This window comes from Marinobacter zhanjiangensis (assembly GCF_014651935.1).
Taxonomy (GTDB): domain Bacteria; phylum Pseudomonadota; class Gammaproteobacteria; order Pseudomonadales; family Oleiphilaceae; genus Marinobacter; species Marinobacter zhanjiangensis.
In genome coordinates, this window is record NZ_BMXV01000003.1 from 91,351 (window position 1) to 109,742 (window position 18,392).

Below are 18,392 nucleotides of genomic sequence, written 5' to 3' on the forward strand. Positions count from 1 at the left end.
TTTTTCTTGGACAAGGTAACCATTTACGGGCGCATGAGTTGCGGCTTTTGCGCCATGGCCCGTCAGCTCTGTGACCAGAAAGGTTTCGAACACGAGTTTGTCGACATGCCTGCCCTGGGCCTGAGCAAGGAGGACGTCGCTGACAAGATCGGTCATCCCGTCCGAACTGTGCCCCAGATTCTCGTTGGCAATGAGTATGTGGGCGGTTTTGATGAGTTCTCGCGGTATGTGGTGAGCCGGTCAGGGCAAGCCTGAGGTATGCCGCAACCGTGAGGCTGCCGGCACGTTGAACCGGCCCCGTTGGCTACCTGCTCACGGGGCCGGTGCACTCACACTTCGAACGGTGTTTTCAGCTTCTTTTCAGCCATTACATGCTTCAGCTCAGCCACCTTCGGGATGCCGTTCTCGAACGGTGGGAAGGCTTCTCCTTCGATCAGTGGCTGCAGATACTCGCGGCAGTCCTCGGTAATGCCGAATCCGTCATCGGTGATGAAGTGGATCGGCATTTTCTTTTCCTGGTTGGCGACGTCGCTCAACGGCGCTTCGCCAATATGCCAGCGGTAGGGGCTGGACTGCTCACGCACAATAATGGGCATCACAGCCTGCTTGCCAGCCAGGGCCATTTCCACGGCCTTCTGGCCCACGGTGTAGGCATGCTCCACGTCAACGGCGGATGCAATATGGCGTGCTGAGCGCTGCAGGTAGTCGGCCACGGCCCAGTGGAACTTGTAGCCCAGGGCCTGTTTGACCATGTTGGCCAGGGAGGGGGCTACGCCACCCAGCTGGGTATGGCCGAACGCATCCTTGCCGCCGGCATCGGCGACAAAACGGCCATCCTCGTACTGGGCACCTTCGGAAGCCACCACCACGCAGTAACCGCAGTCCTTCACGGATTGCTCCACACGCGCCAGGAAGGCTTCACGGTCGAAGGGAATTTCCGGGAACAGGATAATGTGAGGTGGCTCGCCCCGACCTTTGCCGGCCATTCCGCCCGAGGCGGCAATCCAGCCCGCATGACGACCCATGACCTCGAGGATGAATACCTTGGTGGAGGACTCGCACATGGACTTGATGTCCAGGCTCGCCTCCATGGTGGAGGTGGCCACATACTTGGCCACAGAGCCGAACCCGGGGCAGCAGTCGGTGAAGGGCAGGTCGTTGTCGACAGTCTTGGGTACCCCGATACAGGTGATGGGGTAGCCCATCTTTTCGGAAATCTGGGATACCTTGAAGGCCGTATCCTGGGAGTCGCCGCCGCCGTTGTAGAAGAAGTAGCCGATGTCATGGGCACGGAACACTTCCACCAGGCGTTCGTACTCACGGCGGTTCTCGGTCAGGTTCTTCATCTTGTAGCGGCAGGATCCGAACGCTCCCCCCGGGGTGTGCATGAGCGCCCGGATGGCGTCATCGGATTCCTCGGTGGTGTCAATCAGTTCTTCCCTGAGGGCCCCGATAATGCCATTGCGACCGGCGTAGACCTTGCCGATCTGATCCGGATGCTTGCGGGCGGTTTCGATCACCCCGCAGGCACTGGCATTGATGACAGCGGTAACACCACCGGACTGGGCGTAGAACGCGTTCTTGATAGCCATCTTGGGCTAGAGCCTCCTGCTGGTTGGACACTGGATTCGGATGTGTGACGAGAGGGTCCCCGTCGGACAGCTTATGGGGGCGAATGATACGTGAATCTGCCACAGTTTTCATGACGGGCTGCTTGACGGAAACTGACGTATACGGGACTCTTGTGGGCCTCCATCCACCGCTATACTGCAGGCGTGGACCACACTTCATGCTATGGCAGCATTGACCGAGGGCTTCTGACGCATTATGCACATCCATATTCTGGGAATCTGCGGTACCTTCATGGGTAGCCTGGCGGTACTGGCAAGAGAGCTGGGGCACAAGGTGACCGGGTCGGACCATGGGGTCTACCCGCCCATGAGTACTCAGCTGGAAGCCCAGGGTATCGAGCTGATGGAAGGCTACCGGCCGGAGAACCTCAAGCCGGCACCGGATCTGGTGCTGATCGGCAACGCCATGTCCCGGGGCAACCCCGAGGTGGAGGCGGTGCTCAACCGCAACCTGGACTACACGTCCGGGCCCGAATGGCTGTCCCGCGAGGTGCTCAGGGATCGCTGGGTGCTGGCGCTGGCTGGTACCCATGGCAAGACCACGACCACGTCCATGCTGTTGTGGATCCTGGAGCAGTGCGGTTTTGAGGCAGGCTACCTCGTCGGTGGTGTGCCGCAGGATTTCCCCGTGTCCGCCCGCCTGGGCAACAGCGATTTCTTTGTGATTGAAGCGGATGAATACGACAGCGCGTTCTTCGACAAGCGCTCCAAGTTCGTCCACTACCGCCCGCATACCTGTGTCCTCAATAACCTGGAATTCGACCACGCCGATATTTTCGACGATGTCGAAGCCATCGAGCGCCAGTTCCATCACCTGGTGCGCACGGTACCGTCGAAGGGTATGATCATCCGGCCCGCCATTGACGGTCATCTGGACAAGGCTCTGGAAATGGGCTGCTGGAGTCCGGTGCAGACTACCGCTATCGGCAGTGAGGCCGCTGCTCCGAACTGGCGAGCAGAATTGCTGGCGGATGATGGTTCGAGCTTCATGCTGATCCATCATGAGCAGCCGATCGCCACCGTGAACTGGAAGATGACCGGCCTGCACAATGTTCGCAACGCCCTGTCCGCTATCGCCGCGGCCCGCCATGTGGGCGTCACCCCGGACCATGCCGTATCTGCCCTCAATCGCTTTGGTGGGGTCAAGCGACGGATGGAGTTGCTGGCGGACATCAGCGGCGTCAGGGTCTACGACGATTTTGCCCATCACCCCACTGCCATTGCCACTACGCTGGACGGTCTGCGCCATCAGGTGGGCGACGAGCGGATCATCGCCCTGGTCGAGCCCCGCTCCAATACCATGCAGCAGGGCGTGCACCGGGAACGGCTGCTGGCCAGCGCGGACCTGGCCGACCGGGTGATCTGGGCGAATATGGGCAAGTCCCGGTGGCTGACGTCGCTGATGGCGGAATACCACGACAGCGGCGGTGACCCTGACCGCCATCAGAGTGACGACACCATAGACGGTCTGGTGCGGCGGGTGCTGGCAGAGGTGTCCGGCCCCTGCCACGTGGTGGTCATGAGCAACGGCGGTTTCGGTGGAATTCACCAGCGCCTGATTGCCGGGCTGGAGGAGAAAGCCGCCAATGGCGACTGAGGCTCGTACGATCAATCTCGCCCTGACCGGGGCTTCCGGCGCCCAGTACGGGTTGCGCTTACTGCAGTGTCTGGTGGCCAGGGGCTGCCGGGTTAACGTCATGGTCAGCAAGGCCGCCCGGGTGGTACTGGCGACTGAAACCGACGTCCGGCTGCCGGGCTCTACCAGCGGGTCACTGGCTGCTCTCCAGACTTATACCGGCGCAACAGATGGCCAGTTGAGAGTATTCGGGCATGAGGACTGGTTCGCCCCGCCGGCGTCTGGTTCCGGCGAGCAGTCGCCCCTGGTAATCTGCCCTTGCAGTACCGGCACCTTGTCGGCCCTGGCCACCGGCGCCAGTGATAACCTGATCGAGCGGGCTGGCGACGTAGCGCTGAAAGAGCGTCGTCAACTGATCCTGGTGCCCCGGGAAGCGCCCTATTCGGAGGTACACCTGGAAAACATGCTCAGGCTGACCCGCATGGGCGCCGTCATCATGCCCGCCAGTCCCGGTTTTTATCACCGCCCTGAGTCGGTGGACGACCTGGTGGACTTCATTGTCGCCCGGTTGCTGGACCATCTGGGCCTGCCCCAGGATCTTGTGCCCCGCTGGGGTGAGGGGCGCGCGGATGCTTGAGCAGTTCTCGGCGGCCATTCAGCAGGTCAATGTGTCCATGCCATCGCTGCGTCTTCTGGTTACCACGTTGGCGTTGCTGCTGATTACGCTGCTTGCCCGTGCTGTGCTGTCGAGGCTGATCCGGACCAACATCCAGTCCACGGAATTGCGCCGCAAATGGCTGGTGCAGACCCGCAACGGCCTGATCCTGATTTTCCTGCTCGGGCTGGTGCTTATCTGGGGCCAGGAGCTACGCACTCTGGCCCTGTCCATTGTCGCCATTGCCGTGGCCTTTGTGGTGGCAACCAAGGAGCTGATTCTGTGCTTCATCGGCTCGCTGGTGAAAGGCGGAGCCCGTTCGTTTGATATTGGCGATCGCATTCAGGTAAAGGATTTTCGTGGCGATGTCATTGATCAGAACCTGCTGGCCACCACTATTATGGAAGTGGGGCCGGGGAAGCTGAGTCACCAGCGCACCGGCCGCGCCACGGTGATTCCCAACTCCCTGTTCGTGTCAGAGCCGGTGATCAACGAAACATTTGCCGCGGACTACGTGCTGCACGTGTTTACCGTACCGTTCAGGCGCGAAGATAACTGGCAGTTGGCGCAGCAGGTGTTACTGCAGGTTGCCCGTGCCCAGTGTGAGCCCTACCTGGAATCCGCCCGCAAGTACATGCGCCGCCTGGGCGAGCGACGGGGTCTGGAGGTGCCGGTGGTGGATCCGCGGGTCAGTATACAGGTGCCGGTTGCCGAAGAAATCCATCTGGTGGTGCGCTTTCCCTGCCGGCCAGGCCAGCGCAGTGCGATTGAGCAGAGCATTCTGTGGGAAGCGTTCGGGAACAACGATTTTCTGCCGACCGGTAAGAGTATCGGGAAGACGGGCGAATCCGTCACCCATTCGATGGAGTAACGCCGGGGCGGAGTTGCTTGCCGATAAGCGGATTGCGGCCTGGACAGGTCGTCCTGATCGTTGCCCGGATCTGGCTTTGGCGCGAGAGGATTTCTGAAAGGCCATTTCCTGGGGAAGGAAATGGTGCCGAGGAGAGGACTTGAACCTCCACGGGGTTGCCCCCACTAGCACCTGAAGCTAGCGTGTCTACCAATTTCACCACCTCGGCAGGTGACTACAGCTTTAGCTATCCTACTGAATTCCTGTTCGAATTCAAGCTTGTTGCTGCTGGCCAAGGGAAGGCCCCTCAACCGATGGCGCGTACTTTAATAATTCGTTTCGGGGCTGTCAAACATTTTTTGTGCCCGAGGGGTAAAATTTCGGGGGTGCCGACTCCATAGGGGTGATCCCTTAAAAGCGATTTCGGGTCATGGTTAGGTAGGGAAGGGCTCGGGGCGTTATACTCCCGGAACATTCATGCCAGATCCGACGTCCTGTCATTATCTCGTCTGTCCGGGTAATTCGACAGGGTTCTGACCATTACGGTTGCAGAACCTTGCCGAATTAACCGGACATCAGATGGGGCGTCCGGGTTCTGGTTGCCGAATATGTGTCGGCATTGACCAGAGGATACAGCGAAATATGGCTTCCGGAAAAGAACCCCATGATCCCCATGCGGATCGCGAAGCACAGAAATACGACAACCCCATCCAGAGTCGGGAGTTCATACTCGACCATCTGCGCCAACGTGGCGCCCCGGCCACCCATGAGACCCTGTGCGAGGAACTCGGCCAGACCAGCGAAGAGGGCATCGAGGCCCTGCGCCGTCGGCTGATTGCCATGTGCCGGGATGGCCAGATGATCTGCAACCGCAAGGGGCGTTATCTGCCCATTGACGAGGCAGACCTGGTTACCGGCAAGGTCTCCGGCCACAAGGATGGCTTCGGATTCCTGATGCCGGACGATGGCGGTTCCGACCTGTTCCTGAGCGCCCGCCAGATGCGCCAGGTGTTCCATGGTGACCGGGTGGCGGCCCGGGTCGAGAGCGTGGATGATCGCGGTCGCCGGGAAGGCAAGATCGTGGAGGTGCTTGAGCATCGCACGACGCAGACCGTTGGTCGTCTGTTCCGGGAAGACGGCATCTCGTTTGTGGTGCCGGAGAACCCCCGCATCAACAATGAGATCATGATCGCCGAGGAAGATTGCGGCAAGGCCGTTCACGGCCAGTACGTGGTGGTGGATATCCTGCGTCATCCTACGGAGCGCACCAAGCCTACCGGCCGGGTGGTCGAAGTGCTGGGCGAGCACATGGCGCCGGGCATGGAAATCGATGTTGCGATACGTTCCTACGACATTCCCCATTCCTGGCCCCCGGAAGTGGGTCGCCAGGCGGCCGCCATTCCGGGCGAGGTCAAACCCGCGGACAAGGAACACCGGGTCGACATTCGCCACCTGCCGCTGGTCACCATCGATGATGAAACGGCCAGGGACTTTGACGACGCCCTCTATTGCGAGCCCCGGCCCCGGGGCGGCTATCGGTTGCTGGTGGCCATTGCCGATGTGTCTCACTATGTGCGCCCTGGCACGCCGCTGGATGAGGAAGCCATCAATCGTGGCAACTCGGTCTATTTTCCGGATCACGTGGTGCCGATGTTGCCGGAGAAGCTGTCCAATGGTCTGTGCTCCCTGAACCCGGGCGTGGACCGCTTGTGTATGGTGGCGGACATGACCATCAGCGCCTCCGGGCGCATCAGCAGCTACAAGTTCTATCAGGGCGTCATGCACAGTCATGCCCGCCTGACCTATACCAAGGTCAGCAAGATGCTGGAGCATCCGGATACGGAGATGGGCATCAGCCTGAGTCAGCTGTATTCCGATATTCTGCCCCAGATCCACGACCTCTACGGTCTGTACAAGATCATGCGCAAGGCCCGCACCGAGCGGGGTGCGATCGACTTCGAAACCACCGAGACCAAAGTGGTGTTCGATGCCAATCGCAAGATCGAGGAAATCGTACCGGTACAGCGTAACGATGCCCACAAGATCGTCGAGGAGTGCATGTTGTGCGCCAACGTGGCCACTGCCAGGTTCCTCAAGAAATACAAGGTACCGTCCCTCTATCGGGTTCATGACGGCCCTTCCGAGGAGCGGCTGCAGGCGGTGCGCCTGTTCCTGGGCGAGCTTGGCCTTGATCTGGGTGGGGGCGACAAGCCTACGTCTGCGGACTACCAGGCGCTGCTGTCGAGCATCAAGGATCGTCCCGATGCCAATGTCATCCAGATGGTGATGCTGCGGTCACTCAGTCAGGCCGTTTACAGCCCGGACGAGAGTGGAGGGCACTTTGGTCTGGGCTTCACCAGCTACGCCCATTTCACCTCGCCGATCCGCCGCTACCCGGATCTGATTGTGCATCGTGGCATCAAGTCCATGATCCATCGCCAGCAAGAAACCAGCGATGCCGTGCAGCCTGAGCCGGAGGAACGGGATCCCGAATTGGCGCATTACCCCTATGACCATGCGCGCATGGTGCAGCTGGGCGAGCACTGCTCCATGACCGAGCGCCGGGCGGATGATGCCACCCGCGACGTGATGGCTTGGCTCAAGTGTGAGTTCCTGCGAGAGCATGTGGGCGAGATCTACGATGGTGTGATCGCCGCGGTCGTACCCTTTGGCTTTTTCGTGCAGCTGGAGGGCATCTATATCGAAGGGCTGGTCCATATTTCCACCCTCAGCGGCGACTACTACCACCACGACGCCGCCAAGCACCGCCTGGTCGGCGAGCGCACGTCGGTCAGCTATCACATGGGTGATGAAGTGCGGGTACAGGTGGTTCGCGTTGACCTGGATGACCGCAAGATCGACCTGGAGCTGGTGAGTGAGCCTTCCCGGCGTTCCGGTGGGCGCAAGTCTTCCGGCAAGCCCGGCGGCAAGGCACCGCAAGGCAAGTCAGGGGAGGGCAAATCCCAGGGCGGCAAAGCGAAAAAAGGGCGGTCCCGTTCCGGCAAGCCGTCCGCCAAGGATCAGCTGGCGGCGGATGCCGCCCGGGAGGCCTCCGGCAAGTCCGACGGTGATGGCAAATCCGGTGATGGCAAATCCGGTGGTGGCAGGTCCGGTTCCCGCCGGGGTGGCGGCCGCAAGAAAGCCGGCGCCAACCGCTAACCCTTAAGGAAGATCGACGTGTCGGAAGAGTTTGTATTTGGCTGGCATGCCGTTGATGCGGTGCTGCAAAAAGAGCCGGAGCGCCTGCAGCAGGTATGGATCCAGCAGGGCCGGCAGGACCGGCGGGTGCAACAGATTACCGAAGGGCTCGACCAGCTGGGCGTTCGCTGGCAGGTTGTTCATCGCAAGGAACTGGACAAGCGGGTAGCGGGTGCTCATCAGGGTGTTGTGGCGCAGGTGTCCGAAAGCCGGGAGTGGTCGGAAGACGATCTGTACCGGATGTTGGCGGGCCGGTCAGAGCCACCATTGCTGCTGATTCTTGATGGCGTGACCGATCCCCACAACCTCGGTGCCTGCATGCGCACTGCGGACGCTGCGGGTGTTGCTGCGGTCATTGCCCCGAAGGACAAGTCGGCCTCCCTCAATCCCACAGCCCGCAAGGTGGCCTGCGGTGCGGCCGAGACGGTGCCTTTTGTCCGGGTGACCAACCTGGCCCGTTGTTTGCGCACTCTGCAGGATCAGGGGGTATGGCTTATCGGCACGGCTGGTGAGGCGCAGGCTTCCCTCTACCAGGCGGACTTCAGGGGGCCGGTCGGGCTGGTTATGGGTGCCGAAGGCAAGGGCATGCGCCGCCTGACCCGGGAGCATTGCGATCACCTTATCAAGATCCCCATGCAGGGCCTGGTCGATAGCCTGAATGTGTCCGTGGCCACCGGGGTCTGTCTGTATGAGGCCGTCCGGCAACGACAGGGTGCCTGATCACTTGCAACCCGCTCCGCGAGGGCATAGAATGCCGCACCCCTTTTTAAAGGGGCGGGGTTCTATTGTCTGAAATCCGGCCGTTGTGCCGGGTTCGCGTAATAACCCCGAAACCGGCAGCCTGGCTGCCGACTCCTTGCTTCCCTCAGAGCTGATACACCTGTCGGAGGCTGTTCAAACCGTAGGGAGAAAACATGCGTCACTACGAAATCGTATTCATGGTGCATCCCGATCAGAGCGAGCAAGTGCCCGCCATGATCGAGCGTTACACCGGTCTCATCACTGATGACGGCGGACAGATTCACCGTCTTGAGGATTGGGGGCGCCGTCACCTGGCCTATCCGATCAACAAGATCCACAAGGCTCACTATGTCCTGATGAACGTTGAATGTTCTCAGGCAGCCCTTGACGAGCTGGCTCACAACTTCCGTTTCAACGATGCGATTATCCGTGAACTGGTAATCCGTCGTGATGGTCCGGATACTGACATGTCTCCGATGAAAGCATCTGAGTCCCGGGAAGATCGTCGCTCCGACGACCGTCCTCCGCGTCGCAACACTGAGAACACCGAAAGCAGTGAGCGTCGTGAGGAGCGTCAGGAGAAGTCATCCCAGGACGAAGAAGAGTAATTGCCCCCCATCCGGAGTTGAGGAGTTAATCAATGGCTCGTTTTTTCAGACGTCGTAAGTTCTGTCGCTTCACGGCAGAGGGTGTCAAGGAGATCGATTACAAGGATCTGGACACCCTGAAAGGTTATGTAACCGAAACCGGCAAGATCGTGCCCAGCCGGATTACCGGCACCAAGGCCCGTTATCAGCGTCAGCTGTCGACCGCCATCAAGCGCGCTCGCTACCTGGCCCTGCTGCCGTACACGGACAGCCACGACAACTAAGATCGTTCAGGACCCGGGACCATGCGTGCACTGGCTCAGTATGTAATGCGCGGTCCCCTGCAAGCAGGTGGCGTCGCTGCCCTGGCAACCGCGGTTCCCTACCTGTCATGGATTGGCGCGGCGGTTGTTGGTCTGGTCGTCCTCAGGCTTGGGCCCGTTCAGGGTCTGAATGTCGGCCTCTGGGCGCTGCTACCGGCGATCGGCTGGGCCTGGTTTGGCAACGAACCGTCAGTGATTGCGGTGTTGTTGCTGGTATTCACGATGGCAGCGGTGCTTCGCGGTACCGTTTCCTGGGAGCGGAGCCTGCTGGCAGGTTCCTCCCTCGGGTTGGTCATCGGCCTGGCATTGCCGCTGTTTTTCTCAGGCATGCTGGCTGCGGTCACGGAGGCTTTTCTGGGGATTTACCAGTGGGCCTATCCGGACATGGCGGCACAGCTCGGTGAGGAGTTCAGGCCGGCGATTCGCAGCATGGTGGAAGGCCTGATGCCAGGCTCGTACCTGAGCATGGCTGTCGCCGTGACGATGCTGGCCAGGTACTGGCAGGCAGTACTCTACAATCCGGGCGGGTTTGGCCGTGAATTTCACGGTTTCCGCCTGTCGAAGGGAGTAGCCGCTCTGTGCGTGCTGCTGCTGATCGTGGCACCGATGGCCGGGGTGAACCCGCTGCTGTTGGGCTGGGTTGCCGGGCTGCCGCTGCTGGTGGCGGGTATCGCGCTGGTACATGGGGTGGTTGGCCTGAAGAAGGCCAGCAACCTGTGGCTGGTGGTGTTCTACGCCTTGCTTGTGGTTCAGGGTTTTACGATCAGTTTGTTGTTGATGCTGTTGGCAATTGTGGATAGCTGGCTGGATATCCGGCGCCGAATCAGGCCTGCCGGACCGGCTGAATAAAGCACGAAGAGGTTAACGAGATGGAAGTTATTCTGCTCGAGAAAGTAGCAAACCTGGGTTCCCTGGGTGACAAGGTCAAGGTCAAGTCCGGTTACGGTCGTAATTTCCTGCTGCCCTATGGCAAGGCTGTTGCGGCGACCAGGGACAACCTGAAGGCGTTCGAAGAGCGTCGTGCAGAACTGGAAAAGGCCGCTGCCGACAAGCAGGCCGCTGCCCAGTCCCGCGCAGAGGCGCTGGAAGGCCAGTCCTTCACCATCAGCTCCAAGGCTGGTGACGAGGGCAAGCTGTTCGGCTCCATTGGTGTTCGCGATATTGCTGACGCCATCACGGCCGCTGGCACCGAAGTCGAGAAGAGCGAAGTCCGTCTGCCGGAAGGCCCGATCCGGGTTACTGGCGAGTACGAGATCGAGCTTCAGCTGCACACTGACGTAACCGCCACCATTCAGCTGGCTGTTGTTGCCGACTGATACGGTGAACACCGTTACGTTCTGAGAACCTGACGGCGTTGTCCGCCAGGTTCTCACTTTCACGGGCCCGGGCTGCTTTGGCAGCTTCCGGGCCTGCGTGTTTCTGGTATCCTAGAAAGGCCCCGGGTGTACGCAGGCCTCCGTTCCATGGCGTGGACCTCGCCCTGATGCGTTGTCCGGGGCGGCCTTTATCCGTGTTTCAGTATCCGAGAGCTTTCATGGCCAGCAGCAGTTTCAAGGCATCCAGCGCCGATCTGGAAACGTCCAGAGTCAAGATTCCCCCCCATTCCGTTGAAGCGGAGCAGGCCGTGCTTGGTGGCCTGATGCTGGACAACCGGCGTTTTGACGAAGTGACCGAGGTCATCACCGCAGCGGATTTCTATCGCCAGGATCACCGGCTGATCTACGCTGCCGTCGAGCGCCTGGCCACCGAAAGCGAGCCGCTGGATGTGGTGACCCTGGCCGAGTACCTGGAGCGGGCCGGTGATATCGAGGATGCCGGCGGTCTGTCCTATCTGGCGGAGCTGGCTGAGAAGACGCCGAGCGCTGCCAACATCCGTGCCTACGCCCAGATCGTGGCCGAGCGATCCATTCTGCGGCAGTTGATCGAGGTGTCCGGGGGCATTGTTGATTCCGCCTTCAATCCCCAGGGGCGCAACAGCTCCGATCTGCTGGATGAAGCCGAGCGCAATGTGTTCCGGATTGCTGAATCCCGCACCAAGGAGGGCTCGGGCCCGAAAGCCATCAATCCGATCCTGACCCAGGCCCTGACCCGTATCGAGGAATTGTTTGAATCCGGCGAGAAGGTCACTGGCCTGACCACCGGTTTCAGCGACCTGGACGAGTGGACGTCGGGCATGCAGCCCTCGGACCTGCTGATCGTGGCGGGGCGACCCTCCATGGGCAAGACCACGTTTGCCATGAACGTGGTGGAGAACGCGCTGCTGTCCAGTGGCGGCCCCATCCTGGTGTTCAGTATGGAGATGCCGGCGGACGCCATTGTCATGCGTATGCTGTCCTCCCTGGGCCGTATCGACCAGACCCGAATGCGCAGCGGCAAGCTGGAGGAAGATGACTGGCCCCGGTTGACCTCGGCGGTCAGTCTGCTCAAGGACAAGCCCCTTTATATCGACGATACGCCGGGCCTGAGCCCCACCGAAATGCGTTCCCGGGCCCGCCGTGTGGCCCGCGAGAACGATGGCAAACTCGGCCTGATCATGGTGGATTACCTGCAGCTGATGAGGGTGCCCGGCAACACCGAGGGCCGGACTGCCGAAATCTCCGAAATTTCCCGCTCTCTGAAAGGCCTGGCCAAGGAACTCAGTTGCCCGGTGATGGCGTTGTCGCAGCTTAACCGGAGCCTGGAGCAGCGGCCCAACAAGCGGCCGGTGAACTCCGACCTGCGTGAGTCCGGTGCCATCGAGCAGGACGCTGACGTCATCATGTTCGTCTACCGGGATGAGGTCTATAACGAAGATACCCAGGACAAGGGGATTGCCGAGATTATTATTGGCAAGCAGCGTAACGGCCCCATTGGGACAGTTCGCCTGGCCTTTATCGGCAAGTACACCAAGTTCGAGGATCTGGCTCACGGCGACTATGGCGGGGACTACTGATGCCTCGCCAGACCCTTGCCCGCATACACCTGGATAACCTCCGCCATAATTTCCGGCTCGCCGGGGACCGTGCCGGATCCGCGCGCGCCATGGCCGTCGTCAAGGCAGATGGCTACGGCCATGGGCTCGAACGCGTGGCCCGGGCCCTGTCGGAAGACACCGGACATTACGCCGTGGCCTGTCTGGAAGAGGCAGTAGCGATCCGGCAGGCAGGGCTGACCCACCCGGTGCTGCTGATGCAGGGCGTCCACCAGGCCTCGGATCTTCCGTTGTGTGCGGCCGAGGGGTTCACGGTGGTAGTTCATCACAAGCACCAGCTGGAGTGGCTGGAATCCGGCAATGCACGCCCGCAGGTGTGGCTCAAGGTCAATTCCGGCATGAACCGGCTGGGATTTGCGCCAGGTGAGGTGAGGGCGGTTTGCCGGCGACTGGTAAAGGCCGGTATTGCGGTGACCGGTGCCATGACTCACTTTGCCTGTGCCGACGACGAAACCAGCCAGCGCACCAAGGAGCAGACCCTGGTGTTTGACGAGGCCACCGCGTCACTGGCGCCCATTGAGCGCAGCGTGGCCAACTCGGCGGCCCATTTTCGCCCCGGGCAATCCATGTTCGACTGGACCCGCCCCGGCGTCATGCTCTACGGCTCCTCGCCCATGCTGGGGCATCATGGGCCAGAGCTGGGGCTGAGGGCTGTCATGACCCTGGAGTCCCGCCTGATCGCCGTCCGGCAACTGGCCCCCGGTGAAGCTGTGGGATATGGCGAGGCCTGGCGTTGTGCCCGGCCCACCCTGATGGGAATGGTCTGTATCGGGTATGGTGATGGCTACCCCCGCCATGCCAGGAGCGGGACGCCGGTGGGAATTCGCGGAACACGGGCACCACTGATTGGCCGAGTCTCCATGGATATGCTGGCGGTGGATCTGACCGGGGTTGAAAATGCTGCCGTGGGTGATCCGGTGGAGCTATGGGGTCGAACCATTCCGGTTGACGAGGTGGCGGCCTGCGCGGGTACGATCAGTTATGAATTGCTCACCGGGGTGACGCACCGGGTACCCCGGGTTGAAGTGAACGACGAAGAGACAAGCGGCCTGATGACGGGAACGGTTTCGTGAATATTCTGGTGGTACATGACAACGGGGTGCTGGGGAGGTTGCTGCTGAAGCGGCTTGCGGGTACCCATCTCGAGGTGACGCCGTTGCTGATCAGCGACCTGTCGCACCTGGATCTTTCCGGAGTGGAGCAGTGGGTTCCGGATAGCACCGACGTGATCGTCAATGCCATGTGGCTGACCGACCCCGAAGCCGCCGAGGACGACCCGGAACAGGCGCGCACCAAGGCTTTTTCGCTGCCCATGGCGCTGGCCGAACATGCCGCTGCGAAGGGCATGATTCAGGTGCAGCTGTCCACCTCCTATGTGTTTGATGGCCGCAAGCAGAGTGCCTACCTGTCGTCCAACCCCGGCAACCCCATCGGCCAGCTTGGTATCTGGCAGTGGGAATGTGAGCAGGTGATGCGCACGGTGCTGCCGCGACATATCCTGCTGCGCACGGGCTGGGGCCTGCAGCGGTTTATCCGCAAGGTCTGCGAGTCGGTTGATGGGAATGGTTCCCTGAGCCTGTCCAGCCGGCATCGTGGACAGCCCGTGGCAGCCAGCGACCTGGCGCGGGTACTCAGCGCCATTCTCATGCAGCTGGACTGCGGCGCGGAAGTCTGGGGAACCTATCAGTATGCCGGTGCCGAGGAAATCAGCCAGTACGAGCTGGGGCTGGCAATTGCGGACATGCCGGAGGTGGACGGCGAGGGCGATGAGAGGGCGGTCCACGTGGTGGACAAGCAACCAGTCTGGAGTGCCGTCGAACCGGACAACGCCACTCTGGGCTGTGCCAAGATACGTAACACCTTCGGTGTCAAGCAGATGCCCTGGCGCACCGCTCTCCGTGAGGAGCTGGCTCTGTCAGGCCTGGGGGTTGCCCAGGGCCATGATCTGAAGGGCCTCAATGTTCACTAGCTCGATGTCACGGCCGCGGGCGCGGATCAGGCCCTGATTCTGGAACCGGGTGAATACCCGGCTGACCGTTTCCACCGCCAGGCCCAGGAAGTTGGCAATATCATTTCGGGCCATGGGCAGGCTGAAGTGGGTCGATGACAGCTTGCGACGGTGAAAACGGCTCGACAGAGACAACAATAAAGCCGCAATACGCTCTTCCGCCGTGTTCTTGCTCAACAGTACCGACAGCTGGTGACTGTTGCGGATTTCCTGGCTCATCAAGTGGAATATGTGATGCTGTAGATCCGGCATGACGTGGGCCAGGTTCTCCAGCTGATCCACCGGTATTTCGCACACACTGGTGCGCTCCAGTGCCTTCGCTGTGGAAGCATGGGTGTCATCACTCATGCTGTCCAGCCCCACCAGGTCGCCGGGCATGAAGAAGCCGGTAATCTGTTCCTCGCCGGATTCGGTAATCACCGAGGTCTTGATAGCACCACTCTTGACGGCAAAGCAGGAGCGGAAGGGCGCGCTCTGGGTGAACATCTGCTCGCCCCGGTTGAGAATCCGGTCGCGGTTAACCACGTCGTCCAGCTTTTTCATGTCACTGTTGTCCAGCGCCAGCGGCAGGCACAGATTGCTCAGGCTGCAGTACTGACAGGAGGTCTTGGCACCACTATTGGGCATCTGGCGGACATTGATGGACTGATTCATGATGCATCCTGCTGGACAATGGAAAGGTACTGTTGGCCTGAAAGCGCCGTAAGCTTTAACAAGCCGGCGCCTGAACAGGCATCTGCGAACAGCCAACGAGTAATTTGACTCACATCAAAATACACATTAAACCGTGGGAGCGGATTTGCCAATGGGCAGGCACCCGTATCGCCCCGGAAATAAACCCGGGGCCGGCCAGCTCAGTGTACCCTGCTGAACACCAGTGAGGCATTGGTGCCCCCAAAACCAAAGCTGTTGGACATTACGGTGTTGAGGCTCTGTTCACGGGCATCCGGCCCTATTACGGGCATGCCGGCGATTTCCTCGTCCGGGTTCTCCAGATTGGCGGTGCCGGCGATAAAGCCGTTCTGCATCATCAACAGGGCGTATATGGCCTCCTGCGCGCCGGTAGCACCCAGGGAATGGCCAGTCAGTGACTTGGTTGACGAGATGGCCGGAACCTTCTCACCGAATACATTGCGCACCGCTTTCATCTCGGCCACGTCGCCCACTGGTGTGCTGGTGCCATGGGCGTTGATATAGTCGATATCGCCGTCCACGGTGGCCATGGCCTGCTGCATGCAGCGGGCCGCGCCCTCGCCGGAGGGAGCAACCATGTCGTAGCCGTCGGAAGTGGCACCATAGCCGGTAAGCTCGGCAATGATGGTGGCACCGCGCTTGCGGGCGTGCTCCAGCTCCTCCAGCACCAGCATGCCGCCGCCGCCGGCAATCACGAAGCCGTCACGACCCGTGTCAAAGGGGCGGGAGGCTGCTTCCGGCGTGTCGTTGTACTTGAAGGACAGGGCACCCATGGCGTCGAACAGCATGGTCAGGCTCCAGTCCTCTTCCTCGCCGCCGCCGGCAAAGACAATGTCCTGCTTGCCGTTCTGGATCTGCTCCATGGCGTGGCCAATACAGTGAGCACTGGTGGCGCAGGCGGAGGACATGGAGTAGTTGACCCCCCGAATCCTGTAGGCAGTGGCCAGGCAGGCGGATACCGTGGACGTCATGATTCGTGGCACCATGAACGCGCCGATACGTTTGACGCCTTTTTCACGCATGATATCGGTGGCTTCCACCTGACTGGAGCAGGAGGCGCCGCCGGACCCGGCAATCAGTCCGGTGCGGTCGTTGGAGACCATTTCGGGCGTCAGGCCGGACTGGGCGATCGCCTGCTCCAGGGACAGGTAGGCGTACATGGCGGATTCGCCCATGAAACGGCGCATCTTGCGGTCGATAACGGAGGTGTCGACATCCACCGCGCCGCAGATCTGGCTGCGGAAGCCCAGCTCCTTGTAGGTGTCATTGAAGCGGATGCCGGATTTGCCCTGCTTCAGGCTGGCGGTGACGTCCTCGGTGGAGTTGCCAAGGCAGGACACAATGCCCATGCCGGTTACCACTACCCGTCTCATACTGTTCTCCTTGATAGGGGGCTGACTCGGTCATTACCGGCCGGCCCTGATGCATTCCCGGCACACTGGTTGCCTCTGTTCACAAATCTGATTTGGGAGAGTTTAGGCAATTTACACGCCGATTGATATTTGACCTTCGTCAGGTTCGACCGTTCCCTGGGCGGTAGTCGGTTACCTGCGCTTTTTCCGGGCGGTTTTCTTCCCGTCCTGGCCGGCGGCTTCCTGTTCTGCGCGGAGGGCCTCCCGGGCCTGCTCAGACTCCACCATCGTGGGCGTTTCCAGGGAGATGGCGCCAAGGGTGCCGGCCCGCAGTTCGTTGAGCAGCACTTCCGACACCTTGTGGAGATCGGGCACTCCACCCCGCGCGAAGAAGCGGCGCTTTTCGGCGATGGCATCCATCAGGGCAAGACCGTCGGCAGGGATCCCGTCCAGGGCATAGCGTTCACAGACGCGCTCAGGGTAGGCCTGAAGCAGATAGTCTGCTGCGAACAGGGCCACATCCTCGTACTCGATGACCGCTGCCCGGATGGCGCCGGTCACCGCCAGGCGGTAGCCGCATTCCTCGGGCGACAGTTTCGGCCAGAGAAAGCCGGGGGTGTCGTACAACAGGATATTATCCGGCAGCTTGATGGCCTGCTGGGCACGGGTCACCGCCGGTTCGTTGCCGGTTTTCGCCACTGACCGCCCGGCCAGGGTGTTGATCAGGGTGGACTTGCCGACGTTGGGAATACCCAGAATCATGATGCGCAGCGCCCGGGTTTCGCGGATGTTGGCTGGCACCATCTGCTGGGCCAGCCCGAGTATGGCCAGGGCTTCGCTGCGCTGGTTGTGACTGAGGGTGACTGCCCGGATACCCTTTTCCTTTTCCAGCCATTGCTGCCAAAGGGCGGTGATGTCCGGATCGGCCAGGTCGCGCTTGTTGAGCACCTTGATGACAGGAGTGTCACCCCGCAGGGCCGGCACCATCGGATTTTCGCTGCTGAAAGGGATGCGCGCGTCCAGAACCTCGATAATCAGGTCCATCTGCGGCATGACCTGCTTGATCTCCTTGCGGGCCTTGTGCATGTGGCCGGGAAACCAGTTGATGGCCATTGGTGTGAGCTCCTGGAGTGGGTTGGGAGTGTGACAGTGCGCCATTATGGCGGGGAATAAAGAATTTTTCACATTCCTCTGAAATGCCTCTGTGGCGCGGCCTCAGGCCTTGTTCGGGTTCAACGTGTCGCCGATTGCGGGGGTAGGCGCGTGATTTCCACGGTTGATTTCTTTAGGGTGAGCGTGTTCCGATGCGACATCGAATCTGACAAAGAACGTTACCATGGAGATATACATGACATTTATTCGCAACTTCGCCGTAGCCCTGATTGCACTGACGTTTGCGGGTTTCGCCGCGGCACAGGGACAACAGCAGGACCAGGTTTCCCAGTTGGCCCAGATGGTTGGCCTCAACGATGATCAGCAAGCCGAGATCCGTGGCATTATCGAAGAGACCCAGGCCGAACTGCAGGAGCTTCAGGCAGAAGCGCAGCAAGTCCAGCAGAGGCTGCAGGATCAGATCGGCCCGGACTATGATGAAGGCGTCATTCGTAACGACGCGGAGCGCCTGGGTGAGCTGAACGGCGAAATGACCGCTCTGTCCACCCTGATGCAGGCGCGCATCGACAGCGTGTTCACCGAAGAGCAGCGCGAGACCCTGGAACAGCGCATGCAGCAGATGCAACAACAGCAGCAACAGATGCAGCAGCGTCAGATGCAACAGCAGCAAATGCAGTAACAGGGCCGGTCCGGG

At 60.7% G+C, this 18,392-nt stretch carries 18 protein-coding genes and 1 tRNA gene; 14 read left to right on the forward strand and 5 right to left on the reverse strand.

Features of this window, described 5'->3' with window-relative positions; all coding sequences use genetic code 11:
- Positions 1-6: 6 nt before the first annotated feature.
- Positions 7-255 carry a GrxA family glutaredoxin gene (locus IE079_RS07070; protein WP_189574900.1) on the forward strand — a complete coding sequence of 83 codons (249 nt, stop codon included), beginning with the start codon at positions 7-9 and terminating at the stop codon, positions 253-255.
- A gap of 74 nt (positions 256-329) precedes the next feature.
- Here IE079_RS07070 and IE079_RS07075 read toward each other — a convergent pair whose 3' ends face one another.
- Complete coding sequence (locus tag IE079_RS07075; protein ID WP_189574901.1) at positions 330-1,592, reverse strand: 6-phosphofructokinase; 1,263 nt, start codon at positions 1,590-1,592, stop codon at positions 330-332.
- A gap of 235 nt (positions 1,593-1,827) precedes the next feature.
- Between IE079_RS07075 and mpl the strand changes: the two genes are divergently transcribed.
- The 3 genes from mpl to IE079_RS07090 are packed head-to-tail and all read left to right on the forward strand — an operon-like array spanning position 1,828 to position 4,733.
- The gene (mpl, locus tag IE079_RS07080) at positions 1,828-3,228 is read left to right on the forward strand and encodes a UDP-N-acetylmuramate:L-alanyl-gamma-D-glutamyl-meso-diaminopimelate ligase (protein ID WP_189574902.1); all 1,401 of its coding nucleotides are present in this window, start codon (positions 1,828-1,830) and stop codon (positions 3,226-3,228) included.
- Positions 3,218-3,844 (forward strand): flavin prenyltransferase UbiX, encoded by a 627-nt coding sequence (locus IE079_RS07085; protein ID WP_189574903.1) that lies wholly within the window; start codon positions 3,218-3,220, stop codon positions 3,842-3,844. The genes mpl and IE079_RS07085 overlap by 11 nt, the downstream gene beginning before the upstream one ends.
- The gene (locus IE079_RS07090; RefSeq protein WP_189574904.1) at positions 3,837-4,733 is read left to right on the forward strand and encodes a mechanosensitive ion channel domain-containing protein; all 897 of its coding nucleotides are present in this window, start codon (positions 3,837-3,839) and stop codon (positions 4,731-4,733) included. The genes IE079_RS07085 and IE079_RS07090 overlap by 8 nt, the downstream gene beginning before the upstream one ends.
- Positions 4,734-4,854: 121 nt before the next feature.
- Here IE079_RS07090 and IE079_RS07095 read toward each other — a convergent pair.
- Positions 4,855-4,941, reverse strand: a tRNA-Leu gene (locus IE079_RS07095).
- Positions 4,942-5,354: 413 nt separating this feature from the next.
- Here IE079_RS07095 and rnr point away from each other — a divergent pair.
- From rnr to IE079_RS07140, 9 genes are all read left to right on the forward strand, one after another.
- Positions 5,355-7,871, forward strand: coding sequence for a ribonuclease R (rnr, locus tag IE079_RS07100; protein ID WP_189574905.1), 2,517 nt, complete (start codon positions 5,355-5,357; stop codon positions 7,869-7,871).
- An 18-nt stretch (positions 7,872-7,889) separates the two neighbouring features.
- Positions 7,890-8,630, forward strand: coding sequence for a 23S rRNA (guanosine(2251)-2'-O)-methyltransferase RlmB (gene rlmB / locus IE079_RS07105; protein WP_189574906.1), 741 nt, complete (start codon positions 7,890-7,892; stop codon positions 8,628-8,630).
- A gap of 194 nt (positions 8,631-8,824) precedes the next feature.
- On the forward strand, positions 8,825-9,259 hold the full coding sequence (rpsF, locus tag IE079_RS07110) for a 30S ribosomal protein S6 (protein WP_189574907.1): 435 nt from the start codon (positions 8,825-8,827) through the stop codon (positions 9,257-9,259).
- A 32-nt stretch (positions 9,260-9,291) separates the two neighbouring features.
- Positions 9,292-9,522 carry a 30S ribosomal protein S18 gene (rpsR, locus tag IE079_RS07115; protein WP_189574908.1) on the forward strand — a complete coding sequence of 77 codons (231 nt, stop codon included), beginning with the start codon at positions 9,292-9,294 and terminating at the stop codon, positions 9,520-9,522.
- A gap of 21 nt (positions 9,523-9,543) precedes the next feature.
- A complete protein-coding gene (locus tag IE079_RS07120; RefSeq protein WP_189574910.1) occupies positions 9,544-10,410 on the forward strand; it encodes a YybS family protein in 867 nt (288 codons plus the stop codon).
- A 20-nt stretch (positions 10,411-10,430) separates the two neighbouring features.
- Complete coding sequence (gene rplI / locus IE079_RS07125; protein ID WP_189574912.1) at positions 10,431-10,877, forward strand: 50S ribosomal protein L9; 447 nt, start codon at positions 10,431-10,433, stop codon at positions 10,875-10,877.
- Positions 10,878-11,095: 218 nt separating this feature from the next.
- Positions 11,096-12,493: a replicative DNA helicase gene (gene dnaB, locus IE079_RS07130; protein WP_189574914.1), complete on the forward strand. Its 1,398-nt coding sequence runs from the start codon at positions 11,096-11,098 to the stop codon at positions 12,491-12,493.
- Positions 12,493-13,605 carry an alanine racemase gene (alr, locus tag IE079_RS07135; protein WP_189574916.1) on the forward strand — a complete coding sequence of 371 codons (1,113 nt, stop codon included), beginning with the start codon at positions 12,493-12,495 and terminating at the stop codon, positions 13,603-13,605. Before dnaB ends, alr begins: the two co-directional genes overlap by 1 nt.
- Positions 13,602-14,501, forward strand: a complete 900-nt coding sequence (locus IE079_RS07140) for a sugar nucleotide-binding protein (RefSeq protein ID WP_189574918.1) — start codon at positions 13,602-13,604, stop codon at positions 14,499-14,501. The genes alr and IE079_RS07140 overlap by 4 nt, the downstream gene beginning before the upstream one ends.
- Here IE079_RS07140 and fnr read toward each other — a convergent pair.
- The 3 genes from fnr to ylqF form a co-directional block, all read right to left on the reverse strand.
- On the reverse strand, positions 14,448-15,194 hold the full coding sequence (gene fnr / locus IE079_RS07145) for a fumarate/nitrate reduction transcriptional regulator Fnr (protein ID WP_189574920.1): 747 nt from the start codon (positions 15,192-15,194) through the stop codon (positions 14,448-14,450). The two genes, IE079_RS07140 and fnr, sit on opposite strands and share 54 nt — an antisense overlap.
- 200 nt (positions 15,195-15,394) lie before the next feature.
- A complete protein-coding gene (gene fabB / locus IE079_RS07150; protein ID WP_189574922.1) occupies positions 15,395-16,606 on the reverse strand; it encodes a beta-ketoacyl-ACP synthase I in 1,212 nt (403 codons plus the stop codon).
- 171 nt (positions 16,607-16,777) lie between these two features.
- Positions 16,778-17,698, reverse strand: coding sequence for a ribosome biogenesis GTPase YlqF (gene ylqF, locus IE079_RS07155; protein WP_189574925.1), 921 nt, complete (start codon positions 17,696-17,698; stop codon positions 16,778-16,780).
- 235 nt (positions 17,699-17,933) lie between these two features.
- Here ylqF and IE079_RS07160 point away from each other — a divergent pair, with 235 nt between their 5' ends.
- Positions 17,934-18,377, forward strand: coding sequence for a Spy/CpxP family protein refolding chaperone (locus tag IE079_RS07160; RefSeq protein ID WP_189574927.1), 444 nt, complete (start codon positions 17,934-17,936; stop codon positions 18,375-18,377).
- The last annotated feature ends 15 nt before the right edge of the window (positions 18,378-18,392 follow it).